Source organism: Streptomyces sp. NPDC050704 (assembly GCF_040654355.1).
Lineage (GTDB): Bacteria > Actinomycetota > Actinomycetes > Streptomycetales > Streptomycetaceae > Streptomyces.
Map to the genome: position 1 here is coordinate 1 of NZ_JBFAHW010000173.1, position 15,722 is coordinate 15,722.

Annotated in this window: 11 protein-coding genes and 6 pseudogenes; 6 read left to right on the forward strand and 11 right to left on the reverse strand. The window is 68.6% G+C overall.

Annotated features, from left to right (window positions below; all coding sequences use genetic code 11):
- Window positions 1–604 precede the first annotated feature (604 nt).
- Window positions 605–838, forward strand: a pseudogene (locus tag AB0I18_RS48195) (transposase family protein); the annotation flags it as partial.
- A 544-nt stretch (window positions 839–1,382) separates the two neighbouring features.
- Here AB0I18_RS48195 and AB0I18_RS48200 read toward each other — a convergent pair.
- On the reverse strand, window positions 1,383–1,832 hold the full coding sequence (locus AB0I18_RS48200; RefSeq protein WP_363112205.1) for a hypothetical protein: 450 nt from the start codon (window positions 1,830–1,832) through the stop codon (window positions 1,383–1,385).
- Between the two features lie 467 nt (window positions 1,833–2,299).
- Window positions 2,300–2,875 (reverse strand): hypothetical protein, encoded by a 576-nt coding sequence (locus AB0I18_RS48205; RefSeq protein WP_363112206.1) that lies wholly within the window; start codon window positions 2,873–2,875, stop codon window positions 2,300–2,302.
- A 673-nt stretch (window positions 2,876–3,548) separates the two neighbouring features.
- Between AB0I18_RS48205 and AB0I18_RS48210 the strand changes: the two are divergent.
- Both AB0I18_RS48210 and AB0I18_RS48215 read left to right on the forward strand, forming a co-directional pair.
- Window positions 3,549–4,247, forward strand: a pseudogene (locus AB0I18_RS48210) (GntR family transcriptional regulator); the annotation flags it as partial.
- Window positions 4,248–4,401: 154 nt separating this feature from the next.
- Entirely contained in the window at window positions 4,402–4,644 is a 243-nt protein-coding gene (locus tag AB0I18_RS48215) for a DUF6087 family protein (protein ID WP_363112215.1), read from the forward strand.
- A gap of 221 nt (window positions 4,645–4,865) precedes the next feature.
- On the opposite strand, the pseudogene AB0I18_RS48220 reads toward AB0I18_RS48215, so the two are convergent.
- A pseudogene (locus tag AB0I18_RS48220) lies at window positions 4,866–5,006 on the reverse strand (IS4 family transposase); the annotation flags it as partial.
- 8 nt (window positions 5,007–5,014) lie between these two features.
- On the opposite strand from AB0I18_RS48220, the gene AB0I18_RS48225 reads away from it, so the two are divergent.
- From AB0I18_RS48225 to AB0I18_RS48235, 3 genes are all read left to right on the forward strand, one after another.
- Entirely contained in the window at window positions 5,015–5,209 is a 195-nt protein-coding gene (locus AB0I18_RS48225; protein WP_363112207.1) for a hypothetical protein, read from the forward strand.
- An 86-nt stretch (window positions 5,210–5,295) separates the two neighbouring features.
- On the forward strand, window positions 5,296–5,955 hold the full coding sequence (locus AB0I18_RS48230) for a hypothetical protein (RefSeq protein ID WP_363112208.1): 660 nt from the start codon (window positions 5,296–5,298) through the stop codon (window positions 5,953–5,955).
- Between the two features lie 81 nt (window positions 5,956–6,036).
- On the forward strand, window positions 6,037–6,801 hold the full coding sequence (locus AB0I18_RS48235) for a hypothetical protein (protein ID WP_363112209.1): 765 nt from the start codon (window positions 6,037–6,039) through the stop codon (window positions 6,799–6,801).
- 70 nt (window positions 6,802–6,871) lie between these two features.
- Here the strand turns inward: AB0I18_RS48235 and AB0I18_RS48240 are convergent, their stop codons facing one another.
- The 8 genes and pseudogenes from AB0I18_RS48240 to AB0I18_RS48275 form a co-directional block, all read right to left on the reverse strand.
- Window positions 6,872–7,789, reverse strand: a complete 918-nt coding sequence (locus tag AB0I18_RS48240) for a recombinase family protein (RefSeq protein ID WP_363112210.1) — start codon at window positions 7,787–7,789, stop codon at window positions 6,872–6,874.
- Between the two features lie 205 nt (window positions 7,790–7,994).
- A complete protein-coding gene (locus AB0I18_RS48245) occupies window positions 7,995–9,383 on the reverse strand; it encodes a CoA transferase (RefSeq protein WP_363112211.1) in 1,389 nt (462 codons plus the stop codon).
- A gap of 161 nt (window positions 9,384–9,544) precedes the next feature.
- Window positions 9,545–10,006: pseudogene (locus AB0I18_RS48250) on the reverse strand (Tn3 family transposase); the annotation flags it as partial.
- 26 nt (window positions 10,007–10,032) lie between these two features.
- Window positions 10,033–11,072, reverse strand: a pseudogene (locus AB0I18_RS48255) (gamma-glutamyltransferase); the annotation flags it as partial.
- Window positions 11,073–11,201: 129 nt separating this feature from the next.
- A pseudogene (locus tag AB0I18_RS48260) lies at window positions 11,202–11,333 on the reverse strand (IS110 family transposase); the annotation flags it as partial.
- Window positions 11,334–11,732: 399 nt separating this feature from the next.
- The gene (locus tag AB0I18_RS48265; RefSeq protein ID WP_363112212.1) at window positions 11,733–12,305 is read right to left on the reverse strand and encodes a hypothetical protein; all 573 of its coding nucleotides are present in this window, start codon (window positions 12,303–12,305) and stop codon (window positions 11,733–11,735) included.
- Window positions 12,305–14,833 (reverse strand): DnaB-like helicase C-terminal domain-containing protein, encoded by a 2,529-nt coding sequence (locus tag AB0I18_RS48270; protein WP_363112213.1) that lies wholly within the window; start codon window positions 14,831–14,833, stop codon window positions 12,305–12,307. The genes AB0I18_RS48265 and AB0I18_RS48270 overlap by 1 nt, the downstream gene beginning before the upstream one ends.
- A 267-nt stretch (window positions 14,834–15,100) precedes the next feature.
- Window positions 15,101–15,631, reverse strand: coding sequence for a hypothetical protein (locus tag AB0I18_RS48275; RefSeq protein WP_363112214.1), 531 nt, complete (start codon window positions 15,629–15,631; stop codon window positions 15,101–15,103).
- Between the last annotated feature and the right edge of the window lie 91 nt (window positions 15,632–15,722).

Here is a 15,722-nt window from a genome sequence, read left to right on the forward strand (position 1 = left end):
GTAGCGGCCTCAACACCACGCGGCGGGCGTGGCGCAGCGGGCGGGTGCACCGGGTCGCGCGCCTGCCCGGCCGCCTTCTGCGGAATCCCACATTGAGCGGTGTGCATCGTGAAGTCGCAGGTCACGGGTCTGGTGTGAATGGCGAGTCGGGTACTCGTGCCGGTCGGCGGACGATGACCATGGCGTAGATCATCGGGCAGGTCCGGCTCCGGCGGGATGCCCGATTCGGCTGCGCCCACGACCGTCCCTGCCTACGATCCGTCAGCAGGTCGACACGCCGTGAGAACGCGGGAGGGCGCGGGGGATGCAGGAGCGGCAGTGGATCACCGCCCGCCGGAGCGAACTGGACGCCCTCGTCGAGGAGTTGGCCAAGCAACTCCAGGAGGTCCAGGCCTGAGCGGGATGAACTGGCGATCGCGGAGCGGGTGTTGAACCGCCTGGCCGAGCAGGCCCGGGCCGACGCCGGGGCTGTCGCTCCGGTATCGGCGAAGGTGGCCGGGCGGGCAGTCCTGCTCATCCCGCACCGCACCGCAGCGACGCGGCCGACGAGGGCGCGCTGCCCGGCGACTACCGCAAGATCCGTGCGATCGTGCGGGAGGCCGGCGGCCCCGACGCCGATCCGGCGGTGATCGCCGGCTACAAGGCCGCCCGGAACCGGCCCCTCACGCGAGGCCAGAAGCTGTCCAACACGGCGCTGGCGGCCGGCCGGGCACCCGTCGAGCACGGCTTCGCCCACCTCAAGAACTGGCGCGTCCTCGGCAAGGTACGCACCGGCCCCGCCTGGGCGACCGCCCTGGTCCGGGCCTTGCTGGTCCTCACGAACCGTGAAGTCGCCCGATGGCCGACGATCTTCTCCAAAGTCACCTGCCGGCGACCAGCACGAGCATCCCGATGCCCACGCACACCAACCCCGTGAACAGCAACTTCAGCTTGCACACCGCTCACTCGGGCACGACGGCCTCGGCGGACACCTTGCCTTCGCCCACCCGGAATCCGGCATCTCGCTCGCCTACCTCACCAACCGCGCCATCCCCGACCCCACGCCCCACACCCGACTGTGGCGCCTGCTCTCGGCGGTGGCTGCGGCACTGTGATCCGAACCGCCCGAGACGAACACCGCCTACCAGGCCATTGTGAACGCCTTCAACCAGCACCCCGACCAGGAGTGTGGCTGTGCACGTCAGACACGCGCTCAGGGACACGGAGGTGACGGCCTCGTGACCCCGGGCCCGGCCATCCTTGCCGGCACCGTGCTGACTACTCCACATCCGTAGTCTCGGTGAAGTCGGCCGGTTGCCGTCCTGCCCGCTCGGCTGCACGACGAGCGCCGTCGGCGCCGCCGCGGGCCACCGGAAAGACCGGTGACCCGCCGCAGCCCGTGCTCAGTACCAGGCGGTCCAAGCCAGGTCGTGGCCGTCGCAGGAGAGCACGGCTCGCGACACACGGCCGTTGAGGTTGTTGCCCATCTGCGTGTAGGCGTAGGTGATGCCCGGATCGACGGTCTCGGAGACCCAGCCGTCATTGCGGCCCACACCGTCGTTGGAACGCTGCAGCACGGCAGCACAGTTCTCCCGGGAATTCTCGATCCGGGCGAACGAGCCGCACTTGTCGGAGTAGAAGTACTTCAGGGCCATGTTCCCGGCGTACTGGGTGGGTCCGACCTGTCGGAACGTGCCCGTGCAGTAGTTCGTGGTGGGGTACTGCCCCTCCATGCCGTAGGCCCCGTAGTTGCCACCCGAGAACGAGGCGGCGTGGGCGGAGGTCGGCAGGAGCGCCATCACCGCGGCGGTGCTCCCGGCGGTCAGCAGTGTCCTGAGCAATCGGCGGCTCATCAGCCCTCTTTCGTGTGTCGGCAAGTGTGGTGGGCGCGCGCGGGCGACCGGTAGCCCGGCCGTCCCTCGCTCACCGCTGGTGACCGTACGGTCGGTCACCCGGCCCGCGACACCTGACATGTATCAGGGTCTCCCCTGAACAAGCGCACATATCCCGGTACTTCCGGATGATTCCCGTCGCCGGTGTGGCCGGCCGAGTGGTCCCGACGGTTCCTGCCACGAAGCGGCCAGGTCCATCAGCTCCTGGAGCAGCCGGTCGGCTGTGTCGTCGTCCCCGGCGCGCAGGGCCGCAGCACAGGCCTTCTCCAGATGGTGGGCGGCGGCCCGAAGAGCGGCATCGTGACCCGAGCGTGCGCGGCGACCCGCCGGACCGACCGGCTTGCCCGAGCGGTCCTGATGAGCCGTCAGCCCTCTGGGCTGGAGACTACGCATCTGACCAACAGGAACGGCGAAGTCCCCCGGCGGTATCAGCAGGGCCTGACGTACCAGACGGGGGTCCAGTCATAGCTCGGATTGCCATAGGGAGCGCCAGGCGTGACGTCGATGACGGTACGGTTCTGGTTCTTCATCAGCGCCTGGGTACCACGGGTCTGGAGGTTGTAGTAGGAGCCCTCGCCGGTCCAGTCCTGCAGCGCGTAGTCCTGGCAGTAGTACAGGGCTAGGCGGTCGCCCATGCCCAACTGCTGGCGGTACATGCAGAAGTACTCCTGGTCGCACTCCCACTGTGCCACGGCACGGCTTCCGGCCGACGTGCTCAGCTCACGTACATACCTCTCGCCGGGAACGGTGACCGTCAGCGTGGCGCCGTCGGCCAGGGCAATCTCATTCGCCGCGACCTGCCGTCCGTCGTGGCGGGCAAGGTAGCGGTCTACCTTCGACTGGAGAGCGTCGGCATCGTCTCGGCTGAGGCCGGCAGTGCGGGCCTGTTCACCAAAGGCCGCCCGGGCGTGCGTCGACTCGGCGGATGCCGGTACGGCCAAGCCCACAGACAGCACAGCCACGGCTGCAGCTGCGAGGGATGCGTAGCGCTTCAAGAGGGACATGCCATTCCTTTCCTGATGAAGCAAGAGGTGACGAGGAACTGGTCCGGACGGCGGGCTGGTCCGGTCCCGGGTACCGCGGTCATGATCCGCACCTACATGGCCAGGAATCTGCAGAGGCCGGGCCGGGCCCCGATCTCCTCCTGGCTTCCGACTGGAGTCCGCTGCCCCATGGTTCCTGAGGCTGACGCAACACGCGGGAAGCAACGGACATGGTGCACACCGGTTGTCGCCGACGTGCGGGCCCCCAGTAGGCGGGGGTCGGCACGCCGATGCGCTGTGGCATGCGGGAGAACGTACTCCGCCTGCCCCGCCATGTGGTCCTGACATCTGTCAGGACCACATGGAAAGCAACCAGCGGAGCACAGCCCGGCGCCGACTCCAGAGCGCGCTGGCTGCTGCAGCCTGCTCGAGCCTTCCGCCTCTACTCGCGCCGGACCTCCGCCCCAGAGATCGTCGTCGGGCAGGGGGCTGGTGGCTGCGGTGCCGTGACCACCTCGTAGACCTTGCGTCCGGAGTTCCGCCAGAGGTGGAACTGGTCGCTGCATCTGGACGGCCCGTGGCGCACCGCCGCTGATCGCGCCGCGGTAGGCTGCCGATCCGTCGCGGCAGAGCACCTCGATGTCCGGGTGCGCTCGTAATCAGGTGATCGTTGGGTCGGCGTCCTGAGTGTCCCAGGAAGGCGCAGGAACGCCTCATCGTTGAAGGTCTCCTCGAGGGCCGCGCCGGCTCAGGCACCTACGTGGCCCCGCCCCGCGACCGGCTCCGAATGATCCGGTCCCGGCACCGCGAACGCCGCGGCGGCAGCCCGTTCCGCGCAGACATGTACGAGATCGGAGGCAACGGAAGCTGGGAGGCAGCCTCCGAGGCCCGCACCCCCGCCCCGGAACACATCGCCCGGCGCCTCGGTATCGAGCCCGGCGAGCCGACCGTGCGCACGGCGTACGAGTTCCTCGCCGACGGCAAGCCCGCCCAGCTCTCCGTGAGTTGGGAGCCCATGGCCATCGCCGGCGGCACGCCCGTCCTGCTTCCGGAGATGGGCCCGCTCGCCGGCAAGGGCGTGGTCGAGCGGATGCGCTCGATCGGCGTCGACATCGAAACCTGGCTGGAGATCCCGCGCCCTGCCCGCGCCAGCGCGGAGCAGGCCGCCCCGCTCGGCCTCAGCGCCGGTGACCTGGTCCAGACGATCGAGCGGACATACTACGCCGGCGACGGCCGCGCCGTAGAGACCGCCGACATCGTCATCCCGGACCGGCACTGGGAGGTCGCCACGAGTTCGCCGTCGACCCACCCGAGCCCGCCTGACCATCCTCGTGCCTTGCCGGGAAAACTCGGCCACGCCCTCCCGCGTTCTCACAGCGTGCCGACCTGCTGACGGATCGTAGGCGGGGCCGGTCGTGGGCGCAGCCGAACCCGGCATCCCGCCGGAGCCGGACCTGCCCGATGATCTACGCCATGGTCATCGGCCGCCGACCGGCACGAGTACCCAACTCGACATTCACACCAGACCTGTGACCTGCGACCTCACGATGCACACCGCTCAGTGGGCGCGGCGCCGCGAAGCCCGACGTAACGCAGCGAAGGGCAAGCTCCGGATAATCCCGCTCAGCCCGGGACCGCACCGTGGCCAGCACGTAGATCCGGACGCTCCGCGCGTGATCCAGGAGTGGACCGGCACTGAGTGGGAGACCACCGGCGTGGTCGAGAACCTGGCCGAGGCCAAGGCCATCCTCTACCCGCCGCAACCCATCGCGGAGAAGCCCGCCGACTGAAGCGCTCCGGGTCTGATGGCAATGCCGCTTGGTTAGCGTCTCAGGATGTTCAGAGTCGGCGGTCCGTCATGGAGCGTGGGGCGGTCGGCCGTCCGTTTGACTCGATGGCGGCTCAGGCGGTGTCGTTTCACCGTCCGGGGACAAGTGCGGTGGCGTCGAGGCGGATTGGGCCGGGCCAGGATCTCTGCCTGGGTGAGGATCAGTGCCTGCCTCAGGTAGGCAGGGGAAAAAGCTCCTTGATCCACTACTTGTCTGCGGACCACCCGCAATGCCCGGATGAACGACAACCGATCGGGATCCATTGCGGCCTGGTCAGCCGCCCGTACCATCAGGCGGCGGATGCCGTAGTGCGTGGTCAGCAGAGTCCTGGATGGACAAGCTCGTCCAGCCATTGCCCATCAGCCTTGACCGGCTGCGGCAGGACCGCATCCTGGAGGAGGCCCTCGCCAGCGGCGCCGACCCTCTCCACCTCGGGCACCTCTTCTCCCTCGGCGCCAAGACCAGCCTCCGCTACACGAACGCAGTCACCCTCTCCGCCGCCGAACACGATTCGCGCACCCGCTGAGCGGCGGTGCGAGAGCCCGCACGCTGCTCCCGATCACCATGGTGAGAGCATCGCCACTGGACTGATGGAGCGGGGAGAGGGAGAGCGTGACCCAGGGGCAAGTGACTTATGAGATGCGGTACGCGGTGTTTCCGCCGGCCATCGTCAGCGGGGGTGAACAGGACAAGCAAGGCGGGGCTGTTCGGCTCTGCCGTGATGCCGACGCCCCTGCCCCGGACCGGTATCGCTCCGTCCGCGCTTTCCACATCGTCCCTGACGGGCAGGCCCCGCTGGCCCGGGTGACCACCGAGCGGCCCCTGGGCCCGCGTGTGAGCGAGCACCCCGCCGTCTATCGTGTCGAGGACCCGTCCGGCACGCTGCTCGGACGGATCACGTTGCGGCGTCGCGGCTTTCTCCGGTTCGGCCGGACGCGGTGGACCGTAGAGCCGGCCGCGGGTCCTGCCCTGCAGGGCTATCAGGGTCGCCTGATGTGGTGGGCGCTGTGGTGGCCGGCGGGACTGCCGGTCAGCCTGCTATGGGGGATCACCTCCATTTTGGGCGAGGGCGACGGCGGGTTCGGTCCTCCCCGCCGTGTCATCTGGCGCGACGGCGCGGGCCGGGCACACCTCGTCTTCCGCGGTTTGGCTGACGACTACCGAGTGTTGATGCCCGGCTGGGACTCTCGCCTGGTCACCGCGCTCGTGGGGCTCCACCAGTCGTTCGACCCCTCCGACGGCGCAGGAGCGCTGGGCTGGTACGAAGCATGAGCCGACACGGCATCTGACCGCCCGGTCCCGCACAGTTCCTGAACCGCAGTGCCGATCCAGGCCAACTCGCCACCGGCACCCGTGGGTTCATCTCAAGCACCCTTCAGAATTCGAGAACCCACGGAGGTTCGATTCACCCCGTTCCACTGCGAGCCTGGCCTGCGCGGCGCCCACGAGAAGGGCGGCGTCGAGGGACAGGTCGGCTACTTCCGCCGCAACTACCTCACCCCGGTGCCCCAGGTGGACAGCCTGGACGAACTCAACGCCAGGTTCGCCGAGTTCGAGGCGAAGGAGGACGAGCGGCGGATCTGGGCGAGGATGCGGACGATCTCGCAGAACTTCGCCCGCGAGGCCGGTCATCTGATGCCGCTACCGGACGATCCGTTCGCCACCGGGATCACGCTCACGCCCCGCGTCGACCGCTACGGCGTGATCACCGTGAAGATGTGCCGGTACTCGGTCCCGGTCCGTTTCATCGACCGCAGGGTCACCGTCACGCTCACCTGCGACGACATGGCTGCCTATGACGGCCGACGGGAGATCGCCCGCCATCGGCGGCTGGCCGGCCGCGGTGCCGAACACCTCGTCCTGGACCACTACTTGGAAGCCCTGCTGACCAAGCCGGGCGCGCTGGAGCGCTCCGAGGCCCTCCACCAGGCCCACGCCGAGGGCACCTTCGCGGCCGTCCACGAGGCGTTCTGGGCCGCGGCCAAGAAGGCCCTCGGTGACATCGAAGGAACGAAAGCCCTGAGTCAAGGTGCTGTTGCTGCATCGCCACCAGCAGCACGCCGACGTGGTGGCAGGCATCCGCGGGGCCCTCGCGGCGGGCATCTTCAATGCGGGTAGCGCCGAGGTAAGCCCAAAAAACGCCAGTTGTTGATCTTGAAGTCCTGATGGCTCCACTGCGCCGACTTCTCTACGCCGCCAAGGCCGCGGCCGTGCGTTCGTCGTATTCGCGCAGCATCCGCATAACAGTGGCGGGCGAAGGGTGCTGTCCCTTCTTCGCACCTGTGGTAATAACGAGTCGCTTGGCGATGTCGCACAGGCTCATCTCCTGGTCGCGCAGGTGGAGGGCCATGGACAACATGTCGCCGTCGGTGACGCCCGCGCCGCCGATGGTCTTGCCGCGCTTGCGGGCGGACGCGTGGCCTTCGAGGGTGCGGTCGCGGATGTACTCGCGCTCTATGCCGGACATGGCGGCCAGCACGGTGAACACGATGCCGGAGGGGTCGTGCGAACCCTTCAGCTCCCCGGCGAGGAACTCCAGGCCGACGTCGCCGGCTTTCAGCTCCTCGGCGAGCAAGGCGAGTTCGATGCCGCGGCCGAGGCCCTTGTGGTCGTGGACGACGAGGGTGACAGCGACGCCGGAGGTACGGATTTCACCGGCAAGCTTCACGGCGGCCTCCAGGTCGGGGCGTTGGGTGGCGAGGGTGGAGATCTTCTCGGAGAAGACGCGGGTGACCCCGGCTTCGGTGAGGGAGCCCATCTGCGCATCCAGGGACTGCCGCGCGGTCGAGGCGCGGGCATACCCGAGGCGTACGTGTCCGACCGGCTCGGTGCCGGCGCTCGCGGGCCGGGGCAGCTCGCTCCAGAGTGAGCCCGGCTTGCGCACCGCAGGAGTCGGCACACTGAGGGTCTTGGCGAGTTGGGGCACGAGGCGGAAGCGGGCGGTGTGGTATTGGATGGCCACCTTGCCCTTGCCGGTGCGGCACGGGGAGCCCGCGGGGGCGGCGCAGGTGGAGATCGGGCAGGCGTGCGATTCCACGCGCTTGAAGTCGTCGCTCGCGCCCCAGACCGTTTCATAAGGGTGTTTCAGACGTCCCGTCGTTTGCAACGACTCATGAAACATGATCGCCGCAGGTGGATGTCCGGGGGACGAGATGTTTCATGAGCGACCGTCTATGAAACGCGCTTCTTTGGCACGAACCAGGAGTCACGCCGATCCAATGTGGGGTGTACTCGGTGACAGGGCAGTCTGTCTCCCGGCGGCCGTGACGATGACCGCATGTGTGGAACGGGCGCACCCCCCGAAATATTCGTCAGGCGCCGCCCCAGACCGGGGCGTTCGTCCCCAACAGACCCGGCGGGCGTGCCCAGTTCACCGGGCCCCCCTCGTACGACACCGGCGGCAGCGTGTGCCGCAGTCGGCCCATGGGGCTGGCGGTCTCAGTCAGCCAGTGCTCGGCGTCGAAGCCCTCATCCTCGCCCGGAACGGCTGCCAGATCGTGGACCAACCAGTGCGCGGTCTGCGTCAGGGCCAGACGAACAAGTCGGGTGCCGCCCGTGCGGTGCTGCTCAGTGAGCGCGCGCAGCACGCCGGCCGCAAGCAGATAACCGGTGCCGTGGTCGAGCGCCTGGGCGGGCAGCACACCGGGCGAGTCCGGCGAACCCTCCAGTTCGGCGATGCCGGTGGCCACCTGTACCAGGCTGTCGAAGCCGCGCCGCTCATGCCACGGCCCGTAACGGCCCCACGCGGAGAGCTGGGCAATCACGAGACCCGGACGGCACTCGGCGAGCGCCTCGGGTGTTAGTCCGAACCGTTCCAGCGCGCCCGGCCGGTAACCGGTGACCACCACATCTGCCATATTGAGCAGTCCCTCGAAGAGCCCACGGTCGGTGGCCTCTCCCAGGTCCAGGGCGGTCGACCGCTTCCCCATTCCTGTGTCGTTGTGGGCCTCCTGACTTTCCGGCAGCTGTGGGGCGTCGATCCGCAGCACGTCAGCGCCGAGCAACGCCAGCGTTCGGGTGGCGACCGGTCCAGCCAGCACTCGGGTCAGATCCAGGACGCGCAGCCCTGCGCACGGTAGCGCGGCACCACCAAGCATCCGGGCGGGGGCATCATCGATGCGCGCTGTCGTCAGCAGCGGCTGTCCCGCAACCATGACCCCCTGCTCGCTCATGGCCCAGTCCTCGGGACTGCGTGCCGCGACGGCCAAACCGCCCGCCGTGTACACAGTCTCCTCCACCTCCAGCGCGGGAAGCCGGGCGATCGCCTGGCCCACCGCGTCCGCCTCGTCCCCGCCGACGCCCTCCGGCACCCCGAGAGCGGCGAGCAATCGGGCCCGGTGGTGCGGGTAATTGGCGTGCGTACGAACCCATCCATCGGTCGCCCGCCAGAACCGAGACAGCGGCGAGAAGGTCGACCACGCTTGCCCGTCGACCCGCACCAACCGGTCGCTGAGGAACGCCGTCGCGACTGCCTCGTCATCAACCTGCACACGGGGAACGGGGCGCCCCGTACGTACGGAAGTGAGCTCGGCTGCCGCGAGCGAGCACACTGCGACAGTGGCACGCGCCAGCTCCATGACGGGCAGCCGCGCCGGCCGTCCTCCGGATGGACCGCCGTAGGACACTAGGTCGAACAGCGATGAGTCGGCACCCAGTGCCGCCCAAGCCTGCGAGGCCCCGGAGGTCAGTGAGGAATTCACACCCACACTATGGCACTGAGTGCCACCTCCGGGAAGGGCAGAGCCCTGGAGCTGCGTCCTCACCGACGTGCTACTGAGTGCAGGGTGGCGCCAGGTGTCAGCGGTCTTCATCAGGGTGGGGCCGAGCCGGTCTTTCATGGCGAGTTCGAAGCGTCTACGAATCAGGCGGCCTGGCGGAGGCCGACGGCAGTGAGGTCCTCGCGCAGGGGGGCGAAGTCGACGTCAAGCTTCGTCTCGTACGCTTCGGGCTGGATGCCGAGTTCGTGGATGGAGTACTCGCCGAACCGTTTGATGTGCCCGGTCAGGTACGGCGAGATATACGCCAAGCCTTCTGGGTCGATCTCCCAGCCCTCCTCATGGAGCTGGCGGATGATCTCCGCGATGTCCAGGGCGTTGTGGAAGATCACCGCGTTCGTGAGCAGGGCGTTGAATTTCATCGCCTTCTCCTGCTCGATGGGGTCGTTGTCGGCGAGGACCCCCTGGTTGCCGAAGCCGACCCACTGGGAGAACCGGTTGAACGACTCGACCTTGTTCGTCGCGGCCATAACCCGTCGGCGCAGCGGCGCATCCGAGAGGTAGCGCAGTAGCTGCACCGTGCGGATCACACGGCCGACCTCGCGGAACGCGGTGTAGGGCGAGCGCGCATTTGCTCAACTGAGGCTCGCTCCCCGATGAGGGCGCGGCGCCCTGGTTGTACTCCGCCGACAGGAACTCCCCAGCGGGACCTCGGCCGCATCGCCGTACCAGGCCTCTCGGTCGGCCATGGCGAGCTTGGTGCCCTTGATGAGGGTATGGAAGTATTCGGGGGTGCCCTCGCCCAACTCCCCTGGAAGCAACGCAAGTTGTTGCAGGGAAGACCGGGCCCTGGCTCCACGGGCCCGCCTTGCAGACCGTCCAGCCGTCCCAGTCGTATGTGGCGGGTGCCTCGTAAGTAGCCGGCCATGAAGCAAGGTCGTCGCCGGTCAGCGTCCCGGCGTGACGCTCGCCGGAAGTGTCCAACGCGGGCCGCGCCGCGAACTCCGCGATGAAGCCCTGCGACCACCCCCTTCGGGCCGCGTCAATCTGCGCCTCGCGCGAGGCGCCCGCCGCCTCGGCCTCGGAGATGACGCGGCGCCATGTCCTGGCCAGCGATGGATTCTTGAAGAGCCTTCCCGGCTGCGGAGCCTTCGCGCCTCGCAGGTACAGATCGGCTGAGGTCGTCCACTCGTTCTCGAAGAGCTCTCGGACGGTCTCGACTGTGGCGCCAACGCTGCCCACCAGCGGGTGACCCTGCTCTGCGTAGCCGATGACGTACTTCAGAAACTCCGCAAGGGACTTGGTGCCATAGTCGCGCAGGAGCAGCATCCACGCGTCGTAGGCACCGGGGACGGCAGAGGCGAGCGGGCCGGTGCCGGGCACCAGGTCGAGTCCCAGCGAGGTGTAGTGCTCGATCGTTGCCCCGGCGGGCGCCGGGCCCTGCCCGCACAGCACTACCCGATCGCCCCCGGCCGGAGCGAGAATGATCGGCACCTCACCGGCCGGGCCATTCATATGCGGCCCGACCACGTGCAGCACAAAGCCGGCCGCAGCCGCCGCGTCGAAGGCGTTGCCGGCGTTCTCCAGCACGGCCATGGCCGACTGCGAGGCGAGCCAGTGGGTGGAGGACACCATGCCGTAGGTGCCCTGGAGGGTCGGCCGGGTGGTGAACACCGACGCAGCTCCTTGGTCGAGCCTTCGTCGAGCATCAGACCATTGCCGGGGATACGACGGCAACGGCACGTTCCGCACCCACGTGACCGGGGTGCTCCGATGGGTTTCGTCAACCTGTGAGGACGGGTTGGGGGCGTAGAAGGTGCCGTCGCGGAGCATCGCGAACAGCACGTCGGCTCGGCGTCTTGCGAGGCAGAGGAGAGCTTGGGTGTGGTGCTTTCCCTGGGCGATCTTCTTGTCGTAGTAGGCGCGGGAGGCCGGTCGGCCAGGGCAGCAGGGACACGAGGATCCGCTCGGCCGCCTCAAGTACCCGGTGGACCTGCTCCTCCCTCACCGCGTCGACCGCCGCGGGCGAGCGGCAGGGTGGCGGGCTCGATGCGGCCGGCTCTGCTGCGGCCGCCGCCGCACGGGCCTGGCGGACGGTACGGTCGGCGATGTGCGTCAGCCCGCTCGTCACCGCCTGGACGACACCGTGCCAGCCCTCACCGAACTCGTCGCTGCTGCCGGCGGGTGCCCCCGTGTCCAACTCGGCGACTTCGACATGCGCGCCTTCCACCGCCCCGGCCTCTGTCACCACCAGGAGGTGCTGTACCTCAACGCGGGCCTATCAGGGCTGATGCTCACCCGCAGGTTCCCTTCTGGTGTGTCACCTGAGGTGTGTCACCTGACTTCAACGGAGTAGCTGCTTCCGTCGAAGGTCCATCCGTCGGTGCCTTCGCCGATGTCCTCGACAATGACGTCGTCGATGAAGTGGTCCTCGAACTCGTCATCAGTGAGCTCGCCGGCCACCCAGAGGTCTTCGATCGCGTCCCAGTCGCCCCGGCGCCCGTCGATCCGCAGAGGCGCGGCGTCTGGTGTTCCGCGCTCGCGCCGGTCGGTGCCGGTGGTGACCCAGCCGCTGATCTCGAAATCGCCGTTCTTGACGTGGTCGGGGATCGGGTCGGCGGGGACGATGGCGACATTCTCGTAGGCGGTGTGGATGAGGTCGCGATAGCTGCGGCGGATGTTGTACTCGGGGTCGGACAGCCAGTTGAGCAGGGTCTTGGTGGTCACATTCAGTCCGGCCTCGTCCAGGGCCTGGTATCCGCGGTGGGTTGCGGTGAGCTGGCTGAGCTGGGCGTGCCAGTGCTTGGCGTTGTACGTCGACAGCCGGTGGCGGGGGGTGACCTGGGCGCGCAGGAGGTCACCCAGGGCGGCGCCCAGGGAGTCGCCGCGGCCGGTGGGTCCGGCCATCAGTCGTCACCTTCGGGGATGATCTCGCCGGACTGGATGAAGTTGGCCTTGACCTCGCCGAAGCCGGTCCCGATCCGGTATGTGGCGGGCGCGGTGCCGTCGGGCGCCCAGAAGACGGCCGCGTCGACGTTGCGCAGCGCGAGGAGCGTGTGGCCTTCCTGGACGGCCCTGAAGGCCACACTCCAGTGACGGACGGATGCCTCGGCGACCATGCTCATGCGCCAGTCCGGCCGCCAGAACGGAGACCGCTGTTCGGGGCGTTTGGGCCACAGCAGGCGCAGCGCGATGGACAGCCTGGTCTTGTACGCCTTGTAGGGGTCGCCGCCGACCTGGACGAGCTCGGTCCGTGCCTTGCGGGTGGCCTCGTAGAAGGGCTTGAAGAGGGACTCGTTGTACTTCCCGGTCCAGGAGTCGTGAATGACCGGCATGACGCTGAGGTGGCCCTCCCGAACGAGCTTTTCCAGCTGCTTGATGTGGGAGGTGGTGACCCACACCCGGCCGTCCTCGTCGGGCCGGTCGATGATCCGCCCCAGCGGGTGCGGCATGTCGGTACGGGTCCACTGCGGGATGTCGATGAGATAGATGCCGGCCTGGGTCTTGTCGAACGCGTCGAGCGGGCCGGTGTGCAGGAGTTTGTTCGGGGCGAGGGGCACGGCCGAACAGCCGGAGGGGAAGCTGCCGTTGCGGTCGATCAGGCACAGCACGCCCCCACCGAAGGAGTCGGGCACGTCGAACTTGTCGCGCCGGACGCGCTTTCCGTTCGCCCTGACGTGGGGAACGCGGGTGAGGGTGACGTCGGGGTGGACCCAGCGGGGCTCGCCGTCCATGTGCTCGCTGATCAGCGGCCACGGACCGCTGTCACGCTCCTCGGTGCGGATGACCGGGATCGGGTGCATCTTCGAGCGCTTCACGGCGTCTTTGAGGATCTTCAGGGCGGGGAAGACATGGCCCTCAGGTTCGTCCTTCTCATCCCCCGGCACCAGTCCGTCCTGGTCGTCTTCCTCGTCCTCCGTCACGTCGTCCTGGGCCTGCCCGCTGTCCGCCGGGGCGTGGACAGGAGCACCGGCGGCAGAGGTCTGCCCGGCGCTTGAGGCGGTGTCGGTGGGCACGGGCGTGCCGTAGGACAGCAGCGCGGCGGCGAGGCGGTGCCCCTCATGTGTGTCCGGCATCTCCGCTACCGCTGCGGCGGCCTGGAGCAGCGACGGCAGGATTGCCTTGAGGGCTTCCTGGTCGCCGTTGGCGACTGCGGTCCGCCATGCCGCCAGCTCGTGGGTGAGGGCTGCCGGGATCCCCTGGTGTCCGCCGGACGTGTAGGGAAGGGCGGCTTCGGCCAGTTCCAGCGCCGCCGTTCCCCTGGCGGCCGGCGAGAGCCCCGGGTGCGCCGGACTGTGGGCGCGGTCGAGGGGGGCGGCTCCGGCGTCGAGGAAGCGGGCACGGAGCAGGTCGGGCTGCAGGTACGCCGAGCCGATCGTGCCGAAGTCGCGCTCCGCAACCGTCACCTGGACCTTGGCAGGGTCCTCGGTCGGCGCGAGCGTCAATATGACGTCGGCGGCCAGGAGACCCAGAAACGTGGGATCGGCGCTGTCCACGATGGCGAGCACCGGCACACGCAGGGTGCGCGCGAGAGAGGCCAAAACCTGGGAGGCGTCCGGGAGACGGTCACCGGACAGCGGAAGACGGGCGTTGTGGGCGGCCTGGAGCCGGTCCACGACCACCAGGGCCAGATCCTGGACGTACGGGGCGGTCTCCGCGATCGCCTCGGCGGTCAGCTCACTGCCGTCGTCGATGAGCAGCGGCGCCTGGACCAGCTCTTGGGCCACCTGCTGCTCGCGCTGGGTGAGGCGGCCCTGCTTCAGGCGCGGGTAGTCGCCGCCGGTCTCCGCGGAGATGATCCGGCGCATGATGTCGGCCTGGTTCGGTCCCGACGCCGCGTACAGGACCCGGTGGTGGTCGACGAGCGCGGTCTGCCGCGCGGCAGCCAGGCCCAGCAGACTTCCGCCCACGTTCGGCGCGGCCGCCACCAGCGTCAGCCGACCCGGCTGCAGACCGCCCGTTGCGGCGTCCAGGCCGGGCAGCCCGAACATGGGGCCGCTGGTCGGGCCGGAAGCGAGCACGGCGCCGATGGCGTCGCCCAGCGTGGCGAGCCTGCGCGGTGCGCCGCCGCTGTCCTGATCATGTGGGCTGTTCACCGCACCTCCTGCGGGTGCCGCGCCAGTGTGCGCGGTCGTGTCGGACGAGGGAGCACCGGACGGGGTGTCGGCGGGGAGCAGTACCGCGACGGGGGTACGGCTGCGTCGGAGCACCTGCGGCTGGCCCTGGGCGGCCAGCGTGATGAGTTCGCCGAAGTCCTTCTGCGCCGCACTCAGCGCGTGGGAGGGGAATGCATCGGCCTTTCGGGCTGCCGGTAGCCGGTCGAGCGGCGCCAGCAGAACGCGCTCCCGATGCTTGTGGATCAGCGTGGTACGCCCTTCCAGCTCGGCGCGCTTCACCAGGGAGAAGAGCTCCGTACGGGCTTCGGTTGCGTTCATCGCGACTTCTCCGTGCGGCTGATTCACTCACCCTCCTAAGGCACTCAACTCACTATCACTGTATCAGCATCAACTCAACTCTTTGAAAGAGTCACACCTTTATCTGCACCTATTCACTCTCTTGAGAGGCTCTTGGGTGTGGAGCTGACGCCTTGCGGCCATTCGCAGCCGACACGACGGGCAGCTGCACGACAAGACGAAAGCCGGAGCCATCACCCGGCCCCGGCCTTCGCTCACACCGTTCGCAGACGATCACATCTCTCCTGCTCATCGGGCGTCTCCTGCGTACGCGAGGTCGCCGACGGCGGAGTGGGTCTTGCTCAGCTTGTTCGCGAGCCCTCCCGCGAGGTCCTGCGCCGCGGCGGAGTGCTCCGTGAAGCGCTCGAGTACTTCGTCGAGAGGCTCGCCCCGGAAGTCGCTCATCAGGCGACCCTCATCCTGGAGGAGCTGAACCGAGGTCCCGATCGAGTCGAGGGCAGTCCTCATATCTGCGGCGAGGCGGGTGAGGTAGCCGTAGATGTGGCATGCCTCCCCCGGGTGCTCGATCCCGCGGTTCTGGAGCTCACCGACGAGCCCGGCGAGGGAGCGGGCCGCGTCCTCCGCCTTGTGCTCCATGGTCGTGAAGCGGTGCAGGTAGTCATGCACGCGGGGCGGGTGGTAGCCCAGCTCGCTCCAGCGATGTCCGCTCGCCGCGAGTGCTGTGGCACGCAGCACGAAGTCCTTCGCGCGGGCGCGTGCCCGCTCCGTCTCACCCCAGTCGAACTCCGCCAGGTCGAACCCGACGGCACCGCGCCCCATCCTCTGATCTTCGCAGGGAATCCCGGTCTTCAGGCCGGGCGGGAATGCGATCCTCGGTCTGGAGGCGCGAAGCGCCGGAGTTCTCTGCGTC

Excerpts from the sequence above, each read along its gene's own strand:
- AB0I18_RS48200 (WP_363112205.1), bottom strand. The coding sequence starts at position 1,832 with ATGAGCCGCCGATTGCTCAGGACACTGCTGACCGCCGGGAGCACCGCC.
- AB0I18_RS48205 (WP_363112206.1), bottom strand. The coding sequence starts at position 2,875 with ATGTCCCTCTTGAAGCGCTACGCATCCCTCGCAGCTGCAGCCGTGGCT.
- AB0I18_RS48215 (WP_363112215.1), top strand. The coding sequence starts at position 4,402 with ATGCACACCGCTCAGTGGGCGCGGCGCCGCGAAGCCCGACGTAACGCA.
- AB0I18_RS48225 (WP_363112207.1), top strand. The coding sequence starts at position 5,015 with ATGGACAAGCTCGTCCAGCCATTGCCCATCAGCCTTGACCGGCTGCGG.
- AB0I18_RS48265 (WP_363112212.1), bottom strand. The coding sequence starts at position 12,305 with ATGGCCGGACCCACCGGCCGCGGCGACTCCCTGGGCGCCGCCCTGGGT.
- AB0I18_RS48270 (WP_363112213.1), bottom strand. The coding sequence starts at position 14,833 with ATGAACGCAACCGAAGCCCGTACGGAGCTCTTCTCCCTGGTGAAGCGC.
- AB0I18_RS48275 (WP_363112214.1), bottom strand. The coding sequence starts at position 15,631 with ATGGGGCGCGGTGCCGTCGGGTTCGACCTGGCGGAGTTCGACTGGGGT.